Here is a 19,381-nt window from a genome sequence, read left to right as displayed (position 1 = left end):
AGGCAAAGGTACTGAAAAAGGATGAGATAGCAAAAGGTTTTCGGACTATTCTTTGGCTATTCAATAGAAAATGTGTATTTTTGCAGCAAAGTTACAGAAGAACATTATTAAAAGACTGCTTAAAATGGATGTAAGAAACTGGAATAGATTCTGCAACATACTAAGTATTATCGCTATACTGATTATAGCCACACCGTCAGCCAATGCCCAAAACATCCAGAAAGGTAACTACGGTTACCTGTATTGTCACATGAGTGACCAAGGTGAGTACACGGCATACGCCCTGAGCCGAGATGGCTACCACTACGAGGATGTGCTGGACGGCAAGGCCATCATGGACCCTAAAGAGCATGCCCGCATAGAGGGCGGCCAGCGTGATGCCTACATCACACGCAGCTACGATGGCAAAGGCTTTGTGATGGTGACCACCGACATGTGTGTGGCCAAGAGTCATGTGTGGGACAACTACGGCATCGACCTGCTGAAAAGCGACGACCTGATCCACTGGACCAGCGTCACCTTCGACTATCGCCAGGGCACCAGCATCTTCTCGGATGCCAATGCCACCAGCGTCTATAAGAACTGGAGCACCATCAACCGCGTATGGGCACCACAGATTTTCTGGGATCCCAACTATACCTGGGAGAATGGCGAGAAAGGCGGCTACTTCATCTACTACTCTATGTGGAACCGCGCCGAAGAGGCCTACGACCGCATGTACTACAGCTATGCCGACAAGTCGTTTACGAAGCTGACCCAGCCCCGACTGCTGTTCGACTGGGGCTATGCCACCATCGATGCCGACATCAACCTGCTGCCCGACGGACTCTATCACATGCTGATCAAGAAAGAAGGTGGCAAGCCTGGCATCTATACCGCCACGTCGAAGCACCTCACCCACGGCTGGGGCGAACCGGTAGAAAACGACTATGTATCGTTTGAAGGAAAGAAGAAGTGCGAAGGCTCAAGTGCTTTCCAACTGATAGGCGACAAGACCTGGCGCGTAGCTTATATCCAGTATAGCGACCGCCCCAAGCACTACCGCATCTGCCAGGCCGACGAGAACCTGCGCAACTTCCGCGACCCTGTAGATATTGAGGGCGTCACGGCGCCTCAGCATGGTTCATTCATGCGTCTGACCAAGAAGGAGTATAAGCGCCTGAAGAAGTGGTCTGACCAACAAAACAAGAAATAACAAACCCTATAAAAAGCAAGACAACAAGAATATTATGTCATGCATACTGCATATTGAAACAAGCACGGACGTTTGCTCTGTAGCTGTGAGCGAAGACTCCCATGTCATTTTCCAGCAGGACGACCATTCCGGTCCTAACCATGCTGAGCGACTGGGCACCATGGTTGACGAGGCCCTCTCGTTCACCGATAATCATGCCATCCCCTTCGATGCCGTAGCCGTGAGCTGCGGTCCTGGTTCCTATACCGGTCTTCGCATCGGTGTCTCGATGGCTAAAGGCATCTGCTATGGCCGCAACCTGAAGCTGATTGCCGTCCCCACCCTGGAACTGCTGTGCGTACCCGTACTGCTGAGAGAGCTGGTTCCCGAGGGCGCTCTCCTCTGCCCCATGCTCGACGCACGCCGCATGGAGGTCTATGCCGGCCTCTACGACCGTGCACTGAAGCCCGTGCGCGAAGTGCGTGCCGACGTGGTAGATGCCGACACCTATCGTGAGTACTTAGACAAGCAGCCCGTCTATTTCTTTGGCAATGGTGCCAAGAAATGCATGGACATCATACAGCACCCCAACGCACATTACATCGATAGCATCGAGCCACTCGCCAAATGGATGCAGCCCCTGGCCGAGCGCCGACTGCTGAGCGAGCAGGTAGAAGACGTGGCCTACTTTGTGCCTTTCTATCTGAAAGACTACGTAGCCAAGATGCCATCAAAGCTGATTTAGAATATGGAAATAAAAGGATTAGATTATAACACCCAACGCGAAGCATTGCTGCTTCCGGAATACGGCAGGGAGATTCAGAAGATGGTGGACCACGCCGTAACACTCCCCACACGAGAGGAGCGTCTGCGCTGTGCTAAGACCATCGTTCGCCTGATGGAGACCAAGATTCCCCACATACGCGACAATGCCGACTATGAACAAGCTCTCTGGGACCACCTCTATCTGATGAGTCACAAACAGCTGGACATCGACTGGCCCTTTGACATCAGCAATGCTGACGTCATCAATGCCAAGCCAAAGCCCATGGCCATTCCACAAGAGCACACCCACCTGCGCCACTATGGCCACCTGGTGGAGGAGCTCTTCCAGAAGTTGAAGACCATGGAGCCCGGCGAAGAGCGCGACGAGCTGACCCGCCTGACCGCCAACCAGATGAAGCGCGACCTCGCCTTGTGGGGACGCGGTTCGATGGACAACGAGAAAGTGGCCGATGATCTGGCCCGTTTCACCGATGGCGTCATTCAGCTCGACCTTGCAAACTTCACCTTCACCCCCGTGAAGATGAACGAGGAGCCCAAACGTAATAACAAGAGAAAGAAGTAAACAGCCCCCTGCCCATGTCAGCATTTCAAATAGAAGGAGGTCATCTGCTCAGCGGAACCATTATTCCTCAAGGTGCCAAGAACGAGGCCCTGCAAGTCATCTGTGCGTCTCTGCTCACCAGCGAGCCTGTCACAATCAGCAACATCCCTCACATCCGTGACGTGATGAATCTCATACAGTTGCTGAAGGATATCGGCGTGAAGGTTGTGGAAGACCAACCCTCCACCTATACGTTCACGGCAGACGACCTGGACCTGAAGTACCTGGAGAGCGACGAGTTCGTACAGAAATGTGCCCAACTGCGTGGCTCAGTCATGATGATTGGACCACTGCTGGCACGTATGGGTAAGGCCATCATCGCCAAACCCGGTGGTGACAAGATTGGCCGCCGCCGTCTGGACACCCACTTCCTGGGCTTCCAGCGCTTGGGAGCACAGTTCAACCACGTAGCCGAACGCAACGTTTACGAGATAGCTGCCACACGCTTGAAAGGCACCTATATGTTGCTCGACGAAGCTTCGGTCACCGGTACGGCCAACATTGTCATGGCTGCCGTTCTGGCCAAAGGTACTACAACGATTTATAACGCAGCATGCGAACCCTACCTGCAGCAGCTCTGCAAGATGCTGAACAGCATGGGCGCACGCATCAGCGGCATTGCATCCAACCTGCTCACCATCGAGGGCGTTGACCACCTTCATGGCACCACCCACCGCATCCTGCCCGACATGATTGAGGTAGGCTCATTCATTGGTATGGCAGCCATGGTTGGCGATGGCATACGCATCAAGGACGTCTCTATCAAAGACCTTGGTATCATCCCCGACACGTTCCGTCGCATGGGTATCAAGGTGAAGGAAGAGGGCGACGACCTCTTCATCCCCCGCATGCGTCACTACGAGATACAGTCTTTTATTGACGGCACCATCCTCACACTTGCCGATGCACCCTGGCCTGGCCTGACGCCCGACCTCCTTTCGGTGCTGATCACCGTGGCCACACAGGCACGCGGTTCTGTGCTGGTGCACCAGAAGATGTTTGAGAGTCGTCTGTTCTTTGTCGATAAGCTCATCGACATGGGCGCACAGATCATTCTTTGCGACCCCCATCGCGCGGTGATCGTGGGTCACGACCGCAAGCTTCAGCTTCGTGGTGGCCGCATGTCGAGTCCCGACATCCGTGCAGGTATCGCCCTGCTCATCGCTGCCATGAGCGCCAAAGGCGTGAGCCGCATCGATAATATTGAGCAGATAGACCGCGGTTACGAGAATATTGAAGGACGCCTGAATGCCCTTGGCGCAAAGATTCAACGCATATGATACGCAAAGAAGACGTCTATAAGATAGGAAAACTGGGAAAGGCGCACGGCGTGAAGGGCGAAATCAGCTTCATGTTCGATGACGACATCTTCGACCGTGCCGATGCCGACTACCTCATCCTGGAGGTCGATGGCATCCTGGTGCCGTTCTTCATGGAAGAATACCGTTTCCGTTCCGACTCCACCGCGCTGGTGAAGTTCTGCGACATCGACACACTTGAGCGCGCAAAGGAACTGACCAACTGCGATGTGTTCCTGCCACGCGACATGAACGAAGATCAGGAGGACATCACCTGGACCTTCCTTGTTGGCTTTTCTATCATCGACCACGACAGTCAGAAGACGGTGGGACGCATTGCCAGCATCGACGATTCCACCATCAATATCCTGTTTTGTCTGGAAGACGGACAACTCATCCCCGCCTCCGAGGATCTTATCACAGCAATTGATCAAAACAAGAAAACAATAACAATGGCCCTGCCTCAGGGCATCTTTGACATATGAAACAAATAGCAATTCTTGGTTCTACAGGCTCTATCGGCACACAAGCCCTTGAAGTCATCGAGGAGCATGCCGACCTCTACGAGGTGTATTGCCTGACGGCCAACAATAAAGTGGAGCTCCTGGCTCAGCAGGCCCATAAATTCAAGCCTGCTGCCGTTGTCATTGCCAACGAAGCTCGCTACGAAGAACTCAAACAGCTGATGAGCGACATGCCCGACGTGAAGGTCTATGCCGGTGCGCGTGCGCTCGACGAGATTGTGGAAGCAGGTCCTATCGACATGGTTCTGACCGCCATGGTTGGTTTTGCCGGCCTTTCTCCCACCATCCATGCCATCAAGGCTCATAAGACCATCTGTCTGGCCAACAAAGAGACACTGGTGGTGGCCGGTGAACTGATCTGCAAGCTGGCCCTTGAGAACCGCGCCTCCATCCTGCCTGTTGACAGTGAGCATTCTGCCATCTTCCAGAGCCTGGTGGGCGAGGACAACAACCCCATCGACAAGATTCTGCTGACAGCCTCGGGCGGTCCTTTCCGCTTGAAGAGCATGGAAGAGATTGCACACGTCACCAAGGCTGATGCACTGCGTCATCCCACCTGGGATATGGGCGCCAAGATCACTATCGACTCTGCTTCGATGATGAACAAGGGCTTCGAGGTGATTGAAGCCAAATGGCTCTTTGGCGTCGAGGCTTCGCAGATACAGGTATTGGTACACCCCCAGAGCATCGTACACTCAGCCGTACAGTTCCAGGACGGTTCGGTGAAAGCACAGCTCGGCGTGCCCGACATGCGCTTACCCATCCAATATGCCTTCTCCTTCCCACAGCGTCTGCCCCTCAGCGGTCAGCGCCTGGACTTGTTCAAGCAGCCCCTCGAGTTCTTCGAGCCCGACCTCAACAAGTTCCGCTGTCTGGCCATGGCCTACGAAGCCATTCGTCAGGGAGGCAACATGCCCTGTATTGTCAATGCAGCCAACGAGATCGTGAACCGCGCCTTCCTCGAGGACCGTTGCGGATTCCTGCAGATGGGCGACATCATTGCCCAGACCATGCAGCGCGCCACCTTTGTGAAGGCCCCCACCTACGAAGACTATCTCAACTCCGATGCCGAGGCACGTCGCATCGCCACGGAGCTCTTATAATTAACCACAAACACCCAACAAGAACAACATGGAAGTATTTCTCATAAAACTCCTGCAGTTCATGCTTGCCATCGGACTGCTTGTGCTCCTTCACGAAGGAGGCCACTTTTTCTTCTCTAAGCTCTTTGGCGTACGCGTAGAGAAGTTCTACCTCTTTTTCGACGTCAGCATCGCCAAATGGAAAGGCGCCCTTCTCAAGTTTAAGCCTAAGAAGAGCGACACCGAGTACGGCATCGGTTGGCTTCCCCTGGGAGGCTACTGCAAGATTGCCGGTATGATCGACGAGAGTTTCGACACCGAGCAGATGAAGCAGCCCGTGCAGCCCTGGGAGTTTCGCGCTAAGCCAGCATGGCAGCGCCTGTTCATCATGATTGGCGGTGTGCTGGTCAACTTCATCCTGGCGCTGTTCATCTATTCTATGGTGCTCTACACTTGGGGCGAGTCGTATGTACCCGTCAGCGAGATGACACAAGGCATGGAGTTCAACAAGCAGGCCCACGAACTTGGCTTCAAGGATGGCGACGTCCTGCTGGCTGCAGACGGCCAACCCTTCGAGAAGTTTGGCAGCGACCTGTTCCGCTCTATCTCAGAAGCAAAGCAGGTGGACGTGCTGCGCCAAGGACAGCCTGCCACCGTCACCCTGCCCGGCGACCTGAACCTGCTGGAGATGATTCAGTCGGCACCCATCTTCTGTCGTGCCTATCTTCCTGCCGTGGTCGATAGCGTACTGCCCAACACAGCAGCTGCTGCCGCCGGTCTTCAGAAAGGTGCCGTATTGCTGAGCATCAATGGCAAGGCCATCAACTCCTACAATCAGTTTGTAGATGAGATTGGCAGAATGAGCGATGTGTTCAAAGCCGCACAGACACCACAAGAGCAGTTGGCTGCCCGTGCTATCACCCTCGTCTATCGTCAGCAGGGCCGCACGTACCGCGCCAGCACCACATTGAATTCCGAGATGAAACTTGGCTTCTCGCCAAAGGCTATCTACGAGCCTGTCACCACCGAGTATAGCTTCTTTGAGAGCTTCCCCGCTGGTATAAAGTACGGTTGGAACGTGCTTGCCTCGTATGTGGACGACCTGAAGTATGTCTTCACCTCTGACGGCGTCAAGTCGCTCGGCGGCTTCGGCACCATTGGCAACCTGTTCCCTGCCACTTGGAACTGGCATCAGTTCTGGCTGATGACGGCTTTCCTCAGCATCATCCTGGCCTTCATGAACATCCTGCCTATCCCAGCTCTCGACGGTGGTCACGTGCTGTTCCTCATCTACGAGATGATCACACACCGCAAGCCCTCTGAGGCCTTCATGATACGCGCAGAGTATGTAGGTTTCGGCATTGTCATCCTGCTGATGATCGTTGCCAACCTAAACGATATTTTGAGACTTCTGTAAGAGCTTTAGGACGGCTGCATACCAGCATCCAAAGCCCACATAGATAAGTATGGTCTGCACTACTGAAGGATGCAGATTGTCAATCACTGAATAAGGTATTTGTGCCAACAGCGCAAGTACCTTATTTAATATATGTACCACTCCCACCAGCAGCTCACCGACCACATCGAAGGGTGTCACCCAGAAAATCAATGCCAGATACAGGATGACGGTGACCGAAGGAATAGCTATGAGGTTGGTCAACAGGAAATAGGGGGAGAACGTACCGAAATGATAGGCCAACAGCGGCGCCACGCCTATCTGCGCAGCTACCGACACTACCATCAAATCCCACATCCATTTGACAAGCGGATGCGCCATCATCCAGCTCTTATCCACCAGTTCATCGACCACAGACGTGATGAAGATGATGGACAATACCGCTGCAAACGACAACTGGAAACCGATGTCATACACCACCGTGCGGTCGGCCAGCATCAGGATCAGGGCCGTCAGTGCCAACACGTTGAGCGGTTGGCCGCGCCGCCCACCCAGCGACAGCAGCGAATAGACGGTCAGCATGATAGCAGAACGCACCGTGCTCGTGGCCAGGCCCGTGAGCAGCGTGTAGCCCCACACCATCGAGAGGATCAGCGTCTGCACCAATATGCTCCGCTGTCTGTTCAGCGTCAGCCTCATCAGCAACATATAGATGATGCTGAGATGCAATCCGCTCAGCGCCAGCACATGAGCAGCTCCCGTCACTGCATAAATTCGCCTCAGTTCGCGGCTCACCCCTTTCTTTTCGCCCAGTGTCATCGCCGCCAGCACACTGCGGTCGGCCTCATCGGTGGTCAGCGTGGCATATCGTGCAGCCATCTGGTGACGATAGTTATCCATCATTTTGTGCGCAGAAGGAGCCTGTGAAGCGTGCCGCGCCTGCTCGTCGGCCGGGTGGAAGCTATTATACAAAATGAGACCCACCATCATACAAATGGTGAGTCCCAATAGTGCTGTGAAATGCAATCGCCTCATGCCGCTGTTCACGTGTGTTTACTCTTCCAATGGTTTGATGGGCAGCTCCAGGACAAAGCGTGTGCCCTCGTAATACGTACGGTCGATATACAACTTACCGTGCAGCGCCTCGGCAAGACGACGACTGATGGGCAGCCCCAGTCCTACGCCCTCGCTATATTCGTTCAACTTGACAAAGTTCTCGAACACCTCGTCAAACTTATCCACTGGTATGCCGATACCCGTGTCGGTGACTGTGATCTGGAGGTTGAACTCGTGCAATCGGCAGCCCAACGTGATGCCACCCTCCTCCGTAAACTTCACGGCATTGTTGAGCACCTTATTCAATATCTCGGTCACGATGTTCGGATTACTATTGATGATGTAGTCGTCGGGCAACTCGCTCTCGAACGAGAACATCAGATCCTTACGCTGGGAAGCCTTGGCCAGGTTCAACACATTCTTGCACACCTCGTTCACGCGCATCGGCGTGCGCTCCTGTTCCACCACGATACTCTCGCCGTGGGCCAGCTCCAGCAGTTCGTTGATGATCACGGTGATGATCTCCACATTCGTCGATATGCGCTGTTCCAGCTCCATACGCTCATGCTCGCTCAGGTCCATGCCGTTCAGACAGAGCACCTGCGAGAAACCATTAATAGCATTGAGGGGTGTTCGTATCTCATGACTCATCGAGCGGATGAAGGCCGACTTCATGCGGTCGGATTCTTCTGCACGGTCGAGTGCGATACGCAACTGATGATTGCGCTTCCAAATGGTGCGCATCAAGTTCCTTCGTCCCATGATATAGACGAAGATATAAACAAAGAGTGATATGTAAAAAATGAGTTCCCAGTTCATCGTTGATCTCATTAGGTTATTGCAAAAGTAGAAAAAAAATTAAGTATCCGCAAAAATTTTAGGAGTTTTAACTAAAATAGAACAATATTTTACGTTCGAATATTGAAAAAAATAGTAATTTTGCCAACAGAAGAAAATCACTTAAAACACACTAACAATGAATCTACGCAAATTAACCCTTCTATTTTTTATCATGACGAGTGTCGGTCTATCGCACGCACAATCATTCTATCTCTGCACTCAAGGCGACACGCGCACAGCTAGTCAGGTGACGTTTTCCAACAATGGCTCCACGCTGAATGGCAATATCCAGACTAATACCATAGACAGCATCACCATGCATGTGCCAGCGTTGAAGTACGTTGGTGGCGACATATCCCTGCTACCCAAATACGAAGAGCAGGGGGCTCAGTTCAAAGACAAGAATGGCAATGCCATTACCGACCTGGTGTCTTTCGTCAGGGAACAAGGTTGGAACACCATCCGTGTGCGTCTGTTCGTTGACCCGGTAAAAGGCCAGGCCATCACCGACGATGTCAACAAGAAAGAGGTGGTCCAAGATCTCGACTTCGTGACTACACTGGGAAAGCGCATCAAGGATGCCGGCATGCTGTTCATGCTCGACTTCCACTATAGCGACACCTATGCCGACCCTAGCAAGCAGTGGACACCACAAGACTGGCAATCGCTCAACGACGACCAGCTGAAGACAAAGCTCTATGAATACACCCGCGACTGTCTGCAACAGCTGAAAGACAATGGTGCTGCACCCGACTTCATCCAGACTGGCAACGAGATTAGCTATGGCATGTTATGGGGTGCCAAGGGTACCTCGGCCAACCGCTGTTATTCCACGAGTTCTGCTGACAATTGGAATCGCTTCTTCGACTTGCTGCGCGAGGCAAGCAAAGCCTGTCGCGAGGTTTGTCCGCAGGCCAAGATCATCCTACACAGCGAGCGCGTGCCAAAGGTCAACGTATTGACAGATTACTTCGACCGCATGAAGGAGGCCCAGATTGACTTCGACATCATCGGTCTGAGTTACTATCCCTACTTCCATGGGGCTCTGTCTGTTTTAGAAAACACCCTTACTACGCTGGAAAACAAGAAATATGGCAAAGACATCCAGATTGTGGAAACCGGCTATCCATGGAAATGGGTCGTACCGGGCACTACAACTGATTTGCAGAGCACCTACCCCTACTCCAACGAAGGACAGAAGAAATACACCACAGATTTGATTTCTCTTTTGAAGAGTCATCCACAGGTGAATGGTCTGTCGTGGTGGTGGGCCGAGGCCAATGCCAAGGGCGCCACTGGCAACCTGAACACAGATTGGTATAACGCTAGTCTTTTCGACAACAACACGGGCAAGGCTTTGGATGCACTCTACGAGCTTCAGAGTTTCAAATAAGCAACAAGTAGCCTGTTTCGTAGGTTTCAGAGCATAACCGCCGCTACCTAACCCCATAAAAGCTATGGTTTCGCATCGCAAAAGCAGCCGTTTCATTTCCTAAGAGTGGCAGTATTGACTTCTAATAGTGCCAGTATTGACTTCTAATTCGGTAAGTTTTGATCCGCATCCAGCCCCTGGAAGTTCGCTATCCAGGGGCTGGATGCGCTCATTCTAGGGGCTAGATCCACCCCATCCAGGGGCTGGAATAGACCATTCCAGGGGCTGGAACAAAATCAAAAGTAAAACTACTGGTGTTTTAAACTCTTTCTCTTACCTCTCAAAAGAGAAAGAACAGGCCCTTCATTCTTCCCAAACAAAAGCATAAAAGAACCAATCCCTCCCCTCGGGGAGGTGAGGAGGGGGTTACAAAAATAGGCAGCGCTCTTTGTGGTGACACAAACAGCGGCTGCCTATTTCAAAAGACAGAAATTATAATAGGTTGATTAATGACCTAAACTGCTGGATGCCCTGATGGTTGTTGTCAAGGGCTTCCACCTCACTGAGATAGCGCAAGGCATGTGCTTTGTCGCCCAGACCGTAATAGCCCAAGGCCAGCATATACTTACAGTGGATCTGGTTTTTCAGGTCGAGCGAGTCTTCCCATATCAGGAGGTCAGGCAGCGACACGGCGAAATAGTCCATCACCTGATGCTCGAAGATGTGCTGTTTGCCATAGTTGATCAACTTATTAAACAGTCCGCGGGCCTTGTCTTCCTGTCCCAGTTTGCGATAACACAACCCTGCATAGAAAATCTTGTCGGGCTTGGCATCATTATAATACATCGCTGCAGCGGGCTCGGTGGGGCCAGCGGTGCCTTCCTCGTAGCGTCCCAGGAAGTAGAGGAAGTCATTATCCTGAGCACCGTAGAGTTTTCCCTCGCCTAAGTGAGCGGGGTAAACCAAGCATTCCTCCAACAATCTCTTAGCCTTGGCCGACTGCGGGTCTGCCTTCAGCAACTGCTTAGCCAGCTCCACACGACAGATCTGATACTGCGCAGGCACCTTGCCTTCACCGCCCTCCCATGGGTGGAAGATGTGGGCATCCAACTTCTTCATGGCTTCCTCATAGCGGCCCACCTGGTTCAGCAGGGTGATCTCCTCCAGCACCAGGTCGTCGCGCTGGGCGATGAGCTGCGGATAGCGCTGCAAGAACTGCAGGCGCTCCATGTGCGGACGATGCAGGCGCTTATAGAGTTGATCCAGTTCCATCAGCACGCGTGCATCGCTCTCGTCGAGATGGAAGGCGCGCTCCATGCACTCCAGCGCTAAGGCCTCGCGGTGCTGCTTGTTGAAGTAAGCCAGCGCCAGGTTGCGCCACACCGTTGGGAAGTCGGCATTGCGCTGGCTGGCCATCTCCCAGTTTTCCACTGCCAAGTCATACTGACGGGCTGCATAATAGAGGCAACCCAGGTAGTAGGGCGCCAAGGCACAACCGTGCTTCTTAGCCGCTTCCAGCACGATAACATCCTCCTGTCGGTTGGGGAAGCAATAGTCGGGGCATACCTTCTCGGCCTGTTCGAAGTAGGGAGTACCGTCGGCCTGCTGCTGTTCGGCGATAAAGCCCATATAATAATAGGTCATCGGTGTGACGGCCTTAGCCTCGATGGCCAGTTGCCAGATGGCCATCGCCTCGTCGTCGAGACCGGCAGCCTGATAGTCGAGCGCCAGCTCGTCGTAGTTCTTGGCCAGTCCCTGCATCAGTCCTTGCAGTTCGTCGAGCGTAGCCTGACTATTGCTGATGAGATACTGCTCGTAGCGACAACCATAGTTGAAGAGATCAGTCTTCAGCGCTGCCTCGCACACGTGCTCGGCACAGTCGGTCTTGCCCATGCGGCGAAGCACGGCAGCCTTCAGTGCCAGCGCTTTCTGGTTGTGGGCGTTGAACACCAGCGAACGGTCCAGTTCGTCGATGGCCTCATCATAGCGACCCTGTCGGGCACTGATCTTGGCGGCCTCAAAGAAGCCTGCGTCGGCCCACGCCTTGCTCCATGTGGCTTTCCAGAAGAGCTCGTAGGCCTCATCGTAGCGCTGCTGATACTTCAGCGCCAGCGCCAGGTTGTAGATGGGCTCACTGTCGTAGGGGTTAGGATTGCGCTTCTGCGACAGTTTCACGGCCTTGCGCAAATAGGTCTCGGCCAGTGCGAAGCGTCCCTTACGGATGTACCACAGTCCCATGGCGTTGAGACAGCGGATGTCGTTAGGATCGCGTCGAAGTGCCTCTTCGTAGTAGTCCAGCGGACTCCACGTGGCGTGGCGATACTGCTCCAGATGCAGACCTGTGAGATACAACTGCTCGTTGGTCTTGATCTGTTCGGGCAGCAACGCTGCTTCGGCACTGTCGGGTATGGGGCGGATCTCATCGGGCTCGGCATGCCATTGCAGCACGCAGCGCTCGGTGTTGTTGTACATGCGCTTGTAGATGCAGAGGTTCAGGGTTTGCAGGTCGGTCAGCGGGAAGGTCTCGGTCAGCACGGCCTCGGGTGTGAGCTCTTTTTCCTCGTCATAGAGCACCTCGCCAGCGTCTGTTGCCAGCACGAGTCTCACCTGCTGACGCGAGGTGGCAAACACCTTCATCATGGTGCGCTGCTGGCCCTCGGCATCCTCGGTCAGATCTACATTCACCAAGAGGTCTTTAGAGGCTTCCTTCACCACGCCCAACTCGCGATAGGGCATGAAGTACTGCACAAACTGCTTCTCCTCATAAGGCATGAGCCACGAGAAGTCGGGCTGGTTCTCGGTATAGACGCCGGCCATCAACTCGATATAGGGACGGAAGCCCTCTTTCAGGTTGGCGGTGAGAGGTGAGAGGTGAGATGCGGCATCACCCTTGTCGTCGGCAATATCGTCGGTGAGGTTGCGGTCCCAGGCGCGTCCGAAGTCGCCATTGCCCCAGGTCCATTGTTTCTTTCCGGGCGAGAAGTGATGACTGGCCACGTGCAGCATGCCTGCGTGGGTGTCGTTCTCGTAGCCACCCTCGAAGTTATAGCGTGAGTTCACGCCCATATACGAGGTAGGCACGTAGATGTTCTTATAGTTGGAGATATCCACACCTGCCGAATAGTCCATCTTATAATAGGTGCCGGTGGCGATGGGGAACGATGAAACGGCACGTTTTCCGTGGTCAAACACGGCATTGATGTCGGGTGGGAACACCGACTGATAGGCGTCGTTCACCTCTACTGCGGGATTGGCCCACCAGAGGAAGGTCTGTGGCACGTCGGTGCGGTTGTACAGCACACCACGGATCTCCAGGTAGGCACAGCCCGGGCGCAGCACAAAACCGGCCATGCCCTTCTGGTGGAACATCTTCTCCATCTCGCTCACCCACACACATACCGAACCGTCTTCGCGCTCCTCGATAGTGCAGTCGGCCGGCATAAACGTGGTGGGACGATGGTGCTGGGGCCAGTTGAACTCTATACCGCCCGAAATCCAGGGACCTACCAGACCTACCAGCGCAGGCTTGATGACGTGGTTGTAGTACACAAAGTGGCGCTGGGCTATCTTGTCGTAGGCCATCTGCACCCTGCCGCCCAACTCGGGCAGCACCATCACCTTGATATATTCGTTCTCCAGATAGACGGCCTTATATTCCTTGTCCACCTTCTCATTGCTGATGCTCTCTATCACAGGATAAGGATAGACCACACCACTGGACCCCTGATACACGCGTTTCTCCAGGAACATGGGGTTCTTGTCGGGACGTCCCACCTCGTAGGTAGGTATCGTCACCATCTCTCTCCAGGCTTTTACCATTTTTTTTATGTTATGCTATGTTGTTTTTATGAATGTTTCTATTACTCTTCTGCCAGCTGCTTTCCCTTGGTCTCAGGACAACGGCGATACAGGAACACCAGTGCGCCGGCACAGATCACGGCATAGATCCAGAACGAACCGCTGCTGCCCAGGGCGGCATTCATCGAGGGGAACGAGAACGTCAGCGTGCAACAGCCCACCCACAGGGCAAACGTGCAGATGGACATGGCCAAACCACGGATGCGATTGGGGAATATCTCGGCCAGCAGCGTCCACGTCACCGGGCCCAGGGTCATGGCATAGACCGAGATGGCTGCCACTACCAGCACCACCATGACCAGGCCTTTCACCTCGAAGTAGTAGCAGGTGCCCAGCGTGAGGTAGATCAGGGCCAGTCCGCTGGCGCCCATCAGCATCAGCGTGCGACGTCCCCACTTCTCGATGGTGTAGAGGGCTACGAAGGTGAACACCACATTGGCCACACCGGTAATGACGATATTGATAAACATACCATCTACATCGAAACCGGCACTGGTGAAGATCTCCTGTGCATAGTTGAAGATCACGTTGGTGCCGCACCACTGTTGGAACACAGCTATTACCAGGCCAAGCAGCAGAACCTTACTGTATTGTGGAGAATTGAAAAGTTGAAAGATTGAAGGATTGAAGTTTTTTCCTTTAGATTTCAATCCTTCCATTCTTCCACTCTTCAATTCTAAATACACAGGGCTTTCGGGGATGAAGCAGCTCAGCAACAGGAACAGGGCTGCAGGTATGGTCTCGGCCCAGAACATCCAGCGCCAGCCCCACTCCACGTTCCATGACAGATTGTCGGCCACGGCCGAGTCGCGCGCCAACAACATGTTGACGACCTGTGCAGCGAGGATGCCCAGCACGATGGTCATCTGGTTGAGACTCACCATGCGGCCTCGGATATGTGCCGGACTGACTTCCGCGATATACATGGGAGCCAGTGCCGACGCCACGCCGATGCCCATGCCTCCTACGAGGCGGGCTATATTAAACAAGGTAAAGTCACTGAATGCGCCTGTGGCCACGGCAGACACGGTGAACAGCACGGCTGAGGTAAACAGCAGCGGCTTGCGTCCGTACCTGTCGGCAGCAACGCCTGCCACCATGGCACCCATCAGACAGCCCACCAGCGCCGATGTCATGGCTACGCCCTGATACAACGGACTGTCGGCAATCGAGAAAAACAATTCGTAGAAAGGTTTGGCTCCACCTATCACCACCCAGTCGTAGCCAAAGAGCAAACCGCCCATGGCCGACACCATACAGATGAAATAGATGTAACCTTTACTGTGATTTTGCATAAGGCTTTTATAGTTTATTGGTTATTTAGTTTATAATTTCGGTGCAAAGATAGCTATTTTCCGCATTCCAGTTTATAGACTTTTCTCTTCTTTATATGGACTATTTTACTTCAATAACGCACACGTTTATCAATTATTGTAGTATTTTTCTCTAATTCTTATGGTTATTAGCCGCACACGCATGTCAACATAAAGAAATAATGCCTACCTTTGTAGCGCTAAATAGTATATCATGCCAAAACTAAAAGACGGATTCCTTGGGGAACAATCAATCATACTACCACCTATGATCGTAGATATAGAGGAACGCGACCCGCTGGTCAGCAGTCTGTATATCACCGACATCGGTTTCTATCCCATGGCTGAGCATCATTATCGCAGCCGCAAGAATGGCATCGACCAGTATGTGCTCATCTACTGCGTCGATGGCAAGGGGTGGTATCGCGTAGGCGACAAGGAATATCAAGTAGAGCGCAATCAGTATTTTATTCTCCCGGCCGGTGTACCCCACTCTTACGGGTCGTGCGAAGGACAGCGCTGGACCATCTATTGGGTGCACTTCAAAGGGGCGCATGCAGCCATCTATGCCGAGGGAGCACAGAAGCCGCAGACCATCGGTGTGGCTATCAACTCGCACATCAGCGAGCGCAACAACATCTTCGACGAGATTCTCAACACGCTGCGGGCGGGCAACGAGATTGAAGACCTGCGCTATGCCTCCAGCCTGTTGCACTACTATCTGGCCTCCATGCGCTACTTGCAACAGTGGCGACGGGCGCCCCAACTGGTTGACATCGTCGAGGCTGCCATCCACTATATGGAAGAGAACATCGAGCGGCGCATCACACTGCAGGACGTCACGCATTACGTGGGCTTCTCGATGAGCTATTTCTCGGCTCAGTTCAAGAGGAAGACGGGCGTCAGTCCGCTGGCCTATTTCAACAGACTCAAGATCAGGCATGCCTGTCAGCTGCTGGAGGGCACTGACCTGCACGTCAACCAGATATGCTACAAGCTGGGGTTCGAAGACAGCCTATACTTCTCCCGCCTTTTCTCAAAAATCATGGGAGTATCTCCCACGACATATCGTCAACAAAACAAACCTAATCAACAAAACCAAACTAAAAACAACCAAGATGAAAAAGAACACCTTTAATGTGTGGTGCTTGGCAATGGTCATGATGAGCATGACTGTCAGTAGTAGTTGTATGGCTAATGGCCACCATGTTTCAGGAAAGCGCGTAGAAGCGCTCAGCACCTCGGCTTGGAAAAAGTCGAAGTGGATTTCAGTGAAGAACGCCCCTGTTGTGACGGGCGAAGTGAGAGACGGCAGCCGCGCTGCAGACGGTGCCAACTGGTTTATGTGCACCATTGACAACGAGCAGAAGGTGCGCAAGGCCACGTGGATGACGGCATCACTGGGCGTGTCGGAACTCTTTGTCAACGGCAAGCGCATTGGTGAGGAGGTGCTGCGCCCCGGTTTCACACATCGCGAGAAGACCAAGCGTTCGTTCACCTACGACGTGACCGACGTCTTTCTCAAGAAGGCGGGTCAGCGCAATGTGCTCTCGGCACAGGTCACCCCGGGATGGTGGGCCGACAAGATTGTCACGCCGTGGGGCACTGACGGCATGATTGGCCATAAGTGTGCTTTCCGTGGCGTCCTGGAGATTGAATATGCCGATGGCAGCAAGCAGACTTACGGCACCAACCTGCAGGACTGGAACGCGGGTATCGCTGGGCCAGTGACGCATGCGGCCATCTATGATGGCGAGGCCTACGATGCACGTATCGCCCAGGGCTTCTGCACGCCCGAGGCGTTTTCAGCACCCGAGGAGAACAATGAATTTCGTGGGGAGGTGTTGCCCTCTTGCGGTGCTGAGGTCTATGCCCGCGAGGATCTGGCGCTACGTCCCGTTCAGGCCTACGTATGGAAAGAGGTAACGGGCGCACGCGAGGGCGAATATGGAAAGGTGGTCATCGACCGGACGTTCGAGCCTGGCCAAGCCATCACGCTGCATGCCGGCGAGACACTGATCGTGGACTTCGGTCAGAACTGTGCCGCCGTGCCTTCCTTTGTCTTCAAGGCTGCTGCAGGCACACGCCTCAGCTGTCTGCCGGGCGAACTGCTGAACGACGGCAACGGTGCACGCAGTCGCGGCATGGACGGGTCCGAGGGTAGCGTACATCGTGAGAACCTGCGTGCGCATGACAACTGTTTCCGATTGGACTACACCTTTGCCGGCAATGGTCAGTATGAGACCTATCAGCCTCGTGCCACCTTCTTCGGCTATCGCTATGTTTCTATCTCGGCCACAGCCACCGTGTGCATCAAGTCGCTGAGGTCTGTTCCCGTCACCTCCATCCACAAGAATCTGGAGATTGGCACCATCAGCACCGGCCATGAACTGGTGAACCGACTTATCTCCAACACACTGTGGGGACTGCGCTCTAACTATCTGTCGGTGCCTACCGACTGTCCGCAGCGCAACGAACGACTGGGATGGACGGCCGACACACAGGTGTTTACAGAAACGGGCACCTTCTTTGCCGACACGAAGACGTTCTTCCATAAATGGATGCGCGACATGAGCGACTCGCAGGATGCGCTGGGCGGTTACCCGGGCGTGGCTCCCGTGGCACAATATGGTGGTGAGTGTATGCGTCTGGGATGGACCGACGCCGGCATCATCGTGCCCTGGACCATCTGGAAACAGTTTGCCGACACCGAAATCATCAACCAGAGCTGGGAGTCTATGAAGCGTTTCATCAATCGCGTCAATGCCACTTGCTACCGCCATCAAGACCTCGTAAGTCAGAACGGCAACTACCAGTGGGCCGACTGGCTGAGCTACGAACCGCTGGAGAGTTGTGGCGGAACGGCCTTCGACAGCCATGGTCCGCTGCCCGAGGCGGTGGAATACTGGAACTACCTCAGTGCTTGCTACTGGCAGATGGATGCCGAGATGATGCGCGACATGGCAAAAGCCACCGGTCGCGACTATAAGACCTACGAAGAGATGGCCATCCGCGCCAAGACCTACACCCAGGAGCACTTCCTCAATGCCGATGGTACCTTCAAAACACAGATACTGAACACGATGCAGACGCCCGCTCTTTTTGCCCTGAAGAACCACCTGGTGGATGGACAAGCCAAGCAGCAGATGGTGGCACGTCTGCGTCAGAACTTCAAGGACCATGACGGCTGTCTGCAGACGGGCTTCCTCGGCACCTCTATCATCATGGGCACACTGACTGACAACGGCATGGCCGACATCGCCTACGACCTGCTTTTCCAGCGCAAGAACCCCAGCTGGCTTTACAGTATAGACAATGGTGCCACCACCATGTGGGAGCGCTGGAACAGCTATATGAAAGACAAGGGCATGGGACCTCGCGGTATGAACTCGTTCAATCACTATGCCTATGGTGCCGTGTGCGAATGGATATGGGAGACCGTAGCCGGCATCGCTGCCGACCCCACACAGCCTGGTTTCAAGCATATCATCATGCGCCCCGTACCCGACAAGCGTTTAGGTCATCTCGATGCTCAATACCAGTCGGCTGCCGGCCTCATCAAGAGCCACTGGCACTACGACAAGGACGGACAGTGGACCTGGCAGTTCACCATCCCCAAAGGTGCTTCCGCCACCGTCTATCTGCCGGGAGAGACTATGCCCAAAGAATACAAGAGTGGTACTTACAAGATTAAAAAAGTACAAGAGTAGTACTTACAAGATAAAGAAAGCATATAAAAAAAGTACACTGAGCATGCATTGATATGAACCCCGAAAGTTAGACAAAAAACTTTTGGGGTTTTATTATGTCTGGAAGGAAACAAAAGAAACATGATTATGCAGACCGTTTGAAATATATGCGTCTGTTGGAGTCTGGCAGATCTATCCATTCTATCTGCACTGAGTATGGTATTAATAACAATCAGCTTCGTGTTCTATGGGCAAAGTATCAGCGTTATGGTGTGTCAGGCTTGCGAAAAAGCGAGATTATCAAGGCCGATTTTGCATTAAAGAGCCAAATTGTCCTTGATATTGAGGAAAATCACTTACCTTTGCATGTAGCTTCATTAAAGTATGGTGCT

General features: G+C 53.4%; 15 protein-coding genes. 11 read left to right on the top strand and 4 right to left on the bottom strand.

The annotated features are described in order from the left end of the window. Nucleotides 1-124 precede the first annotated feature (124 nt). Genes T433_RS0100990 through rseP form a run of 7 tightly spaced genes read left to right on the top strand, consistent with a single transcriptional unit; the run spans nt 125 to nt 6,882 of the window. Entirely contained in the window at nt 125-1,195 is a 1,071-nt protein-coding gene (locus T433_RS0100990) for a glycoside hydrolase family 43 protein (RefSeq protein ID WP_044109026.1), read from the top strand. A 34-nt stretch (nt 1,196-1,229) separates the two neighbouring features. After that, nucleotides 1,230-1,919, top strand: a complete 690-nt coding sequence (gene tsaB / locus T433_RS0100985) for a tRNA (adenosine(37)-N6)-threonylcarbamoyltransferase complex dimerization subunit type 1 TsaB (RefSeq protein WP_027454500.1) — start codon at nt 1,230-1,232, stop codon at nt 1,917-1,919. A 3-nt stretch (nt 1,920-1,922) separates the two neighbouring features. Then, a complete protein-coding gene (locus tag T433_RS0100980) occupies nt 1,923-2,522 on the top strand; it encodes a DUF4290 domain-containing protein (protein ID WP_027449049.1) in 600 nt (199 codons plus the stop codon). A gap of 14 nt (nt 2,523-2,536) precedes the next feature. Continuing rightward, entirely contained in the window at nt 2,537-3,841 is a 1,305-nt protein-coding gene (gene murA / locus T433_RS0100975; RefSeq protein ID WP_027449048.1) for a UDP-N-acetylglucosamine 1-carboxyvinyltransferase, read from the top strand. Beyond that, a complete protein-coding gene (rimM, locus tag T433_RS0100970) occupies nt 3,838-4,344 on the top strand; it encodes a ribosome maturation factor RimM (RefSeq protein ID WP_027449047.1) in 507 nt (168 codons plus the stop codon). Before murA ends, rimM begins: the two co-directional genes overlap by 4 nt. After that, nucleotides 4,341-5,486, top strand: coding sequence for a 1-deoxy-D-xylulose-5-phosphate reductoisomerase (locus T433_RS0100965; protein ID WP_027449046.1), 1,146 nt, complete (start codon nt 4,341-4,343; stop codon nt 5,484-5,486). Before rimM ends, T433_RS0100965 begins: the two co-directional genes overlap by 4 nt. A 28-nt stretch (nt 5,487-5,514) precedes the next feature. Beyond that, complete coding sequence (gene rseP / locus T433_RS0100960) at nt 5,515-6,882, top strand: RIP metalloprotease RseP (RefSeq protein WP_027454499.1); 1,368 nt, start codon at nt 5,515-5,517, stop codon at nt 6,880-6,882. On the opposite strand, the gene T433_RS14265 is transcribed toward rseP, so the two are convergent. After that, nucleotides 6,856-7,896, bottom strand: a complete 1,041-nt coding sequence (locus T433_RS14265; RefSeq protein ID WP_081778296.1) for a ComEC/Rec2 family competence protein — start codon at nt 7,894-7,896, stop codon at nt 6,856-6,858. The two genes, rseP and T433_RS14265, sit on opposite strands and share 27 nt — an antisense overlap. A gap of 18 nt (nt 7,897-7,914) precedes the next feature. Continuing rightward, entirely contained in the window at nt 7,915-8,748 is an 834-nt protein-coding gene (locus T433_RS0100950) for a sensor histidine kinase (protein ID WP_081778295.1), read from the bottom strand. A gap of 145 nt (nt 8,749-8,893) precedes the next feature. Here T433_RS0100950 and T433_RS14260 point away from each other — a divergent pair, with 145 nt between their 5' ends. Beyond that, a complete protein-coding gene (locus T433_RS14260; RefSeq protein WP_081778294.1) occupies nt 8,894-10,150 on the top strand; it encodes a glycosyl hydrolase 53 family protein in 1,257 nt (418 codons plus the stop codon). A gap of 471 nt (nt 10,151-10,621) precedes the next feature. Here the strand turns inward: T433_RS14260 and T433_RS0100940 are convergent, their stop codons facing one another. Both T433_RS0100940 and T433_RS0100935 read right to left on the bottom strand, forming a co-directional pair. Beyond that, the gene (locus T433_RS0100940; protein WP_027454497.1) at nt 10,622-13,948 is read right to left on the bottom strand and encodes a DUF5107 domain-containing protein; all 3,327 of its coding nucleotides are present in this window, start codon (nt 13,946-13,948) and stop codon (nt 10,622-10,624) included. A gap of 41 nt (nt 13,949-13,989) precedes the next feature. Next, entirely contained in the window at nt 13,990-15,282 is a 1,293-nt protein-coding gene (locus tag T433_RS0100935; protein ID WP_027454496.1) for a sugar porter family MFS transporter, read from the bottom strand. Nucleotides 15,283-15,514: 232 nt separating this feature from the next. Here T433_RS0100935 and T433_RS14255 point away from each other — a divergent pair, with 232 nt between their 5' ends. From T433_RS14255 to T433_RS0100920, 3 genes are all read left to right on the top strand, one after another. After that, on the top strand, nt 15,515-16,438 hold the full coding sequence (locus T433_RS14255) for an AraC family transcriptional regulator (protein WP_044108969.1): 924 nt from the start codon (nt 15,515-15,517) through the stop codon (nt 16,436-16,438). A gap of 16 nt (nt 16,439-16,454) precedes the next feature. Beyond that, nucleotides 16,455-19,010 (top strand): family 78 glycoside hydrolase catalytic domain, encoded by a 2,556-nt coding sequence (locus tag T433_RS0100925; RefSeq protein ID WP_428837365.1) that lies wholly within the window; start codon nt 16,455-16,457, stop codon nt 19,008-19,010. A gap of 95 nt (nt 19,011-19,105) precedes the next feature. Next, nucleotides 19,106-19,381: helix-turn-helix domain-containing protein (locus T433_RS0100920; protein WP_027454494.1), on the top strand; the 276-nt coding region annotated here is incomplete at its 3' end.

Source organism: Xylanibacter brevis ATCC 19188 (assembly GCF_000621725.1).
GTDB lineage: Bacteria > Bacteroidota > Bacteroidia > Bacteroidales > Bacteroidaceae > Prevotella > Prevotella brevis.
Note: the sequence above shows the minus strand (reverse complement) of the source record. Positions and strands in the feature narration are given on the sequence as shown.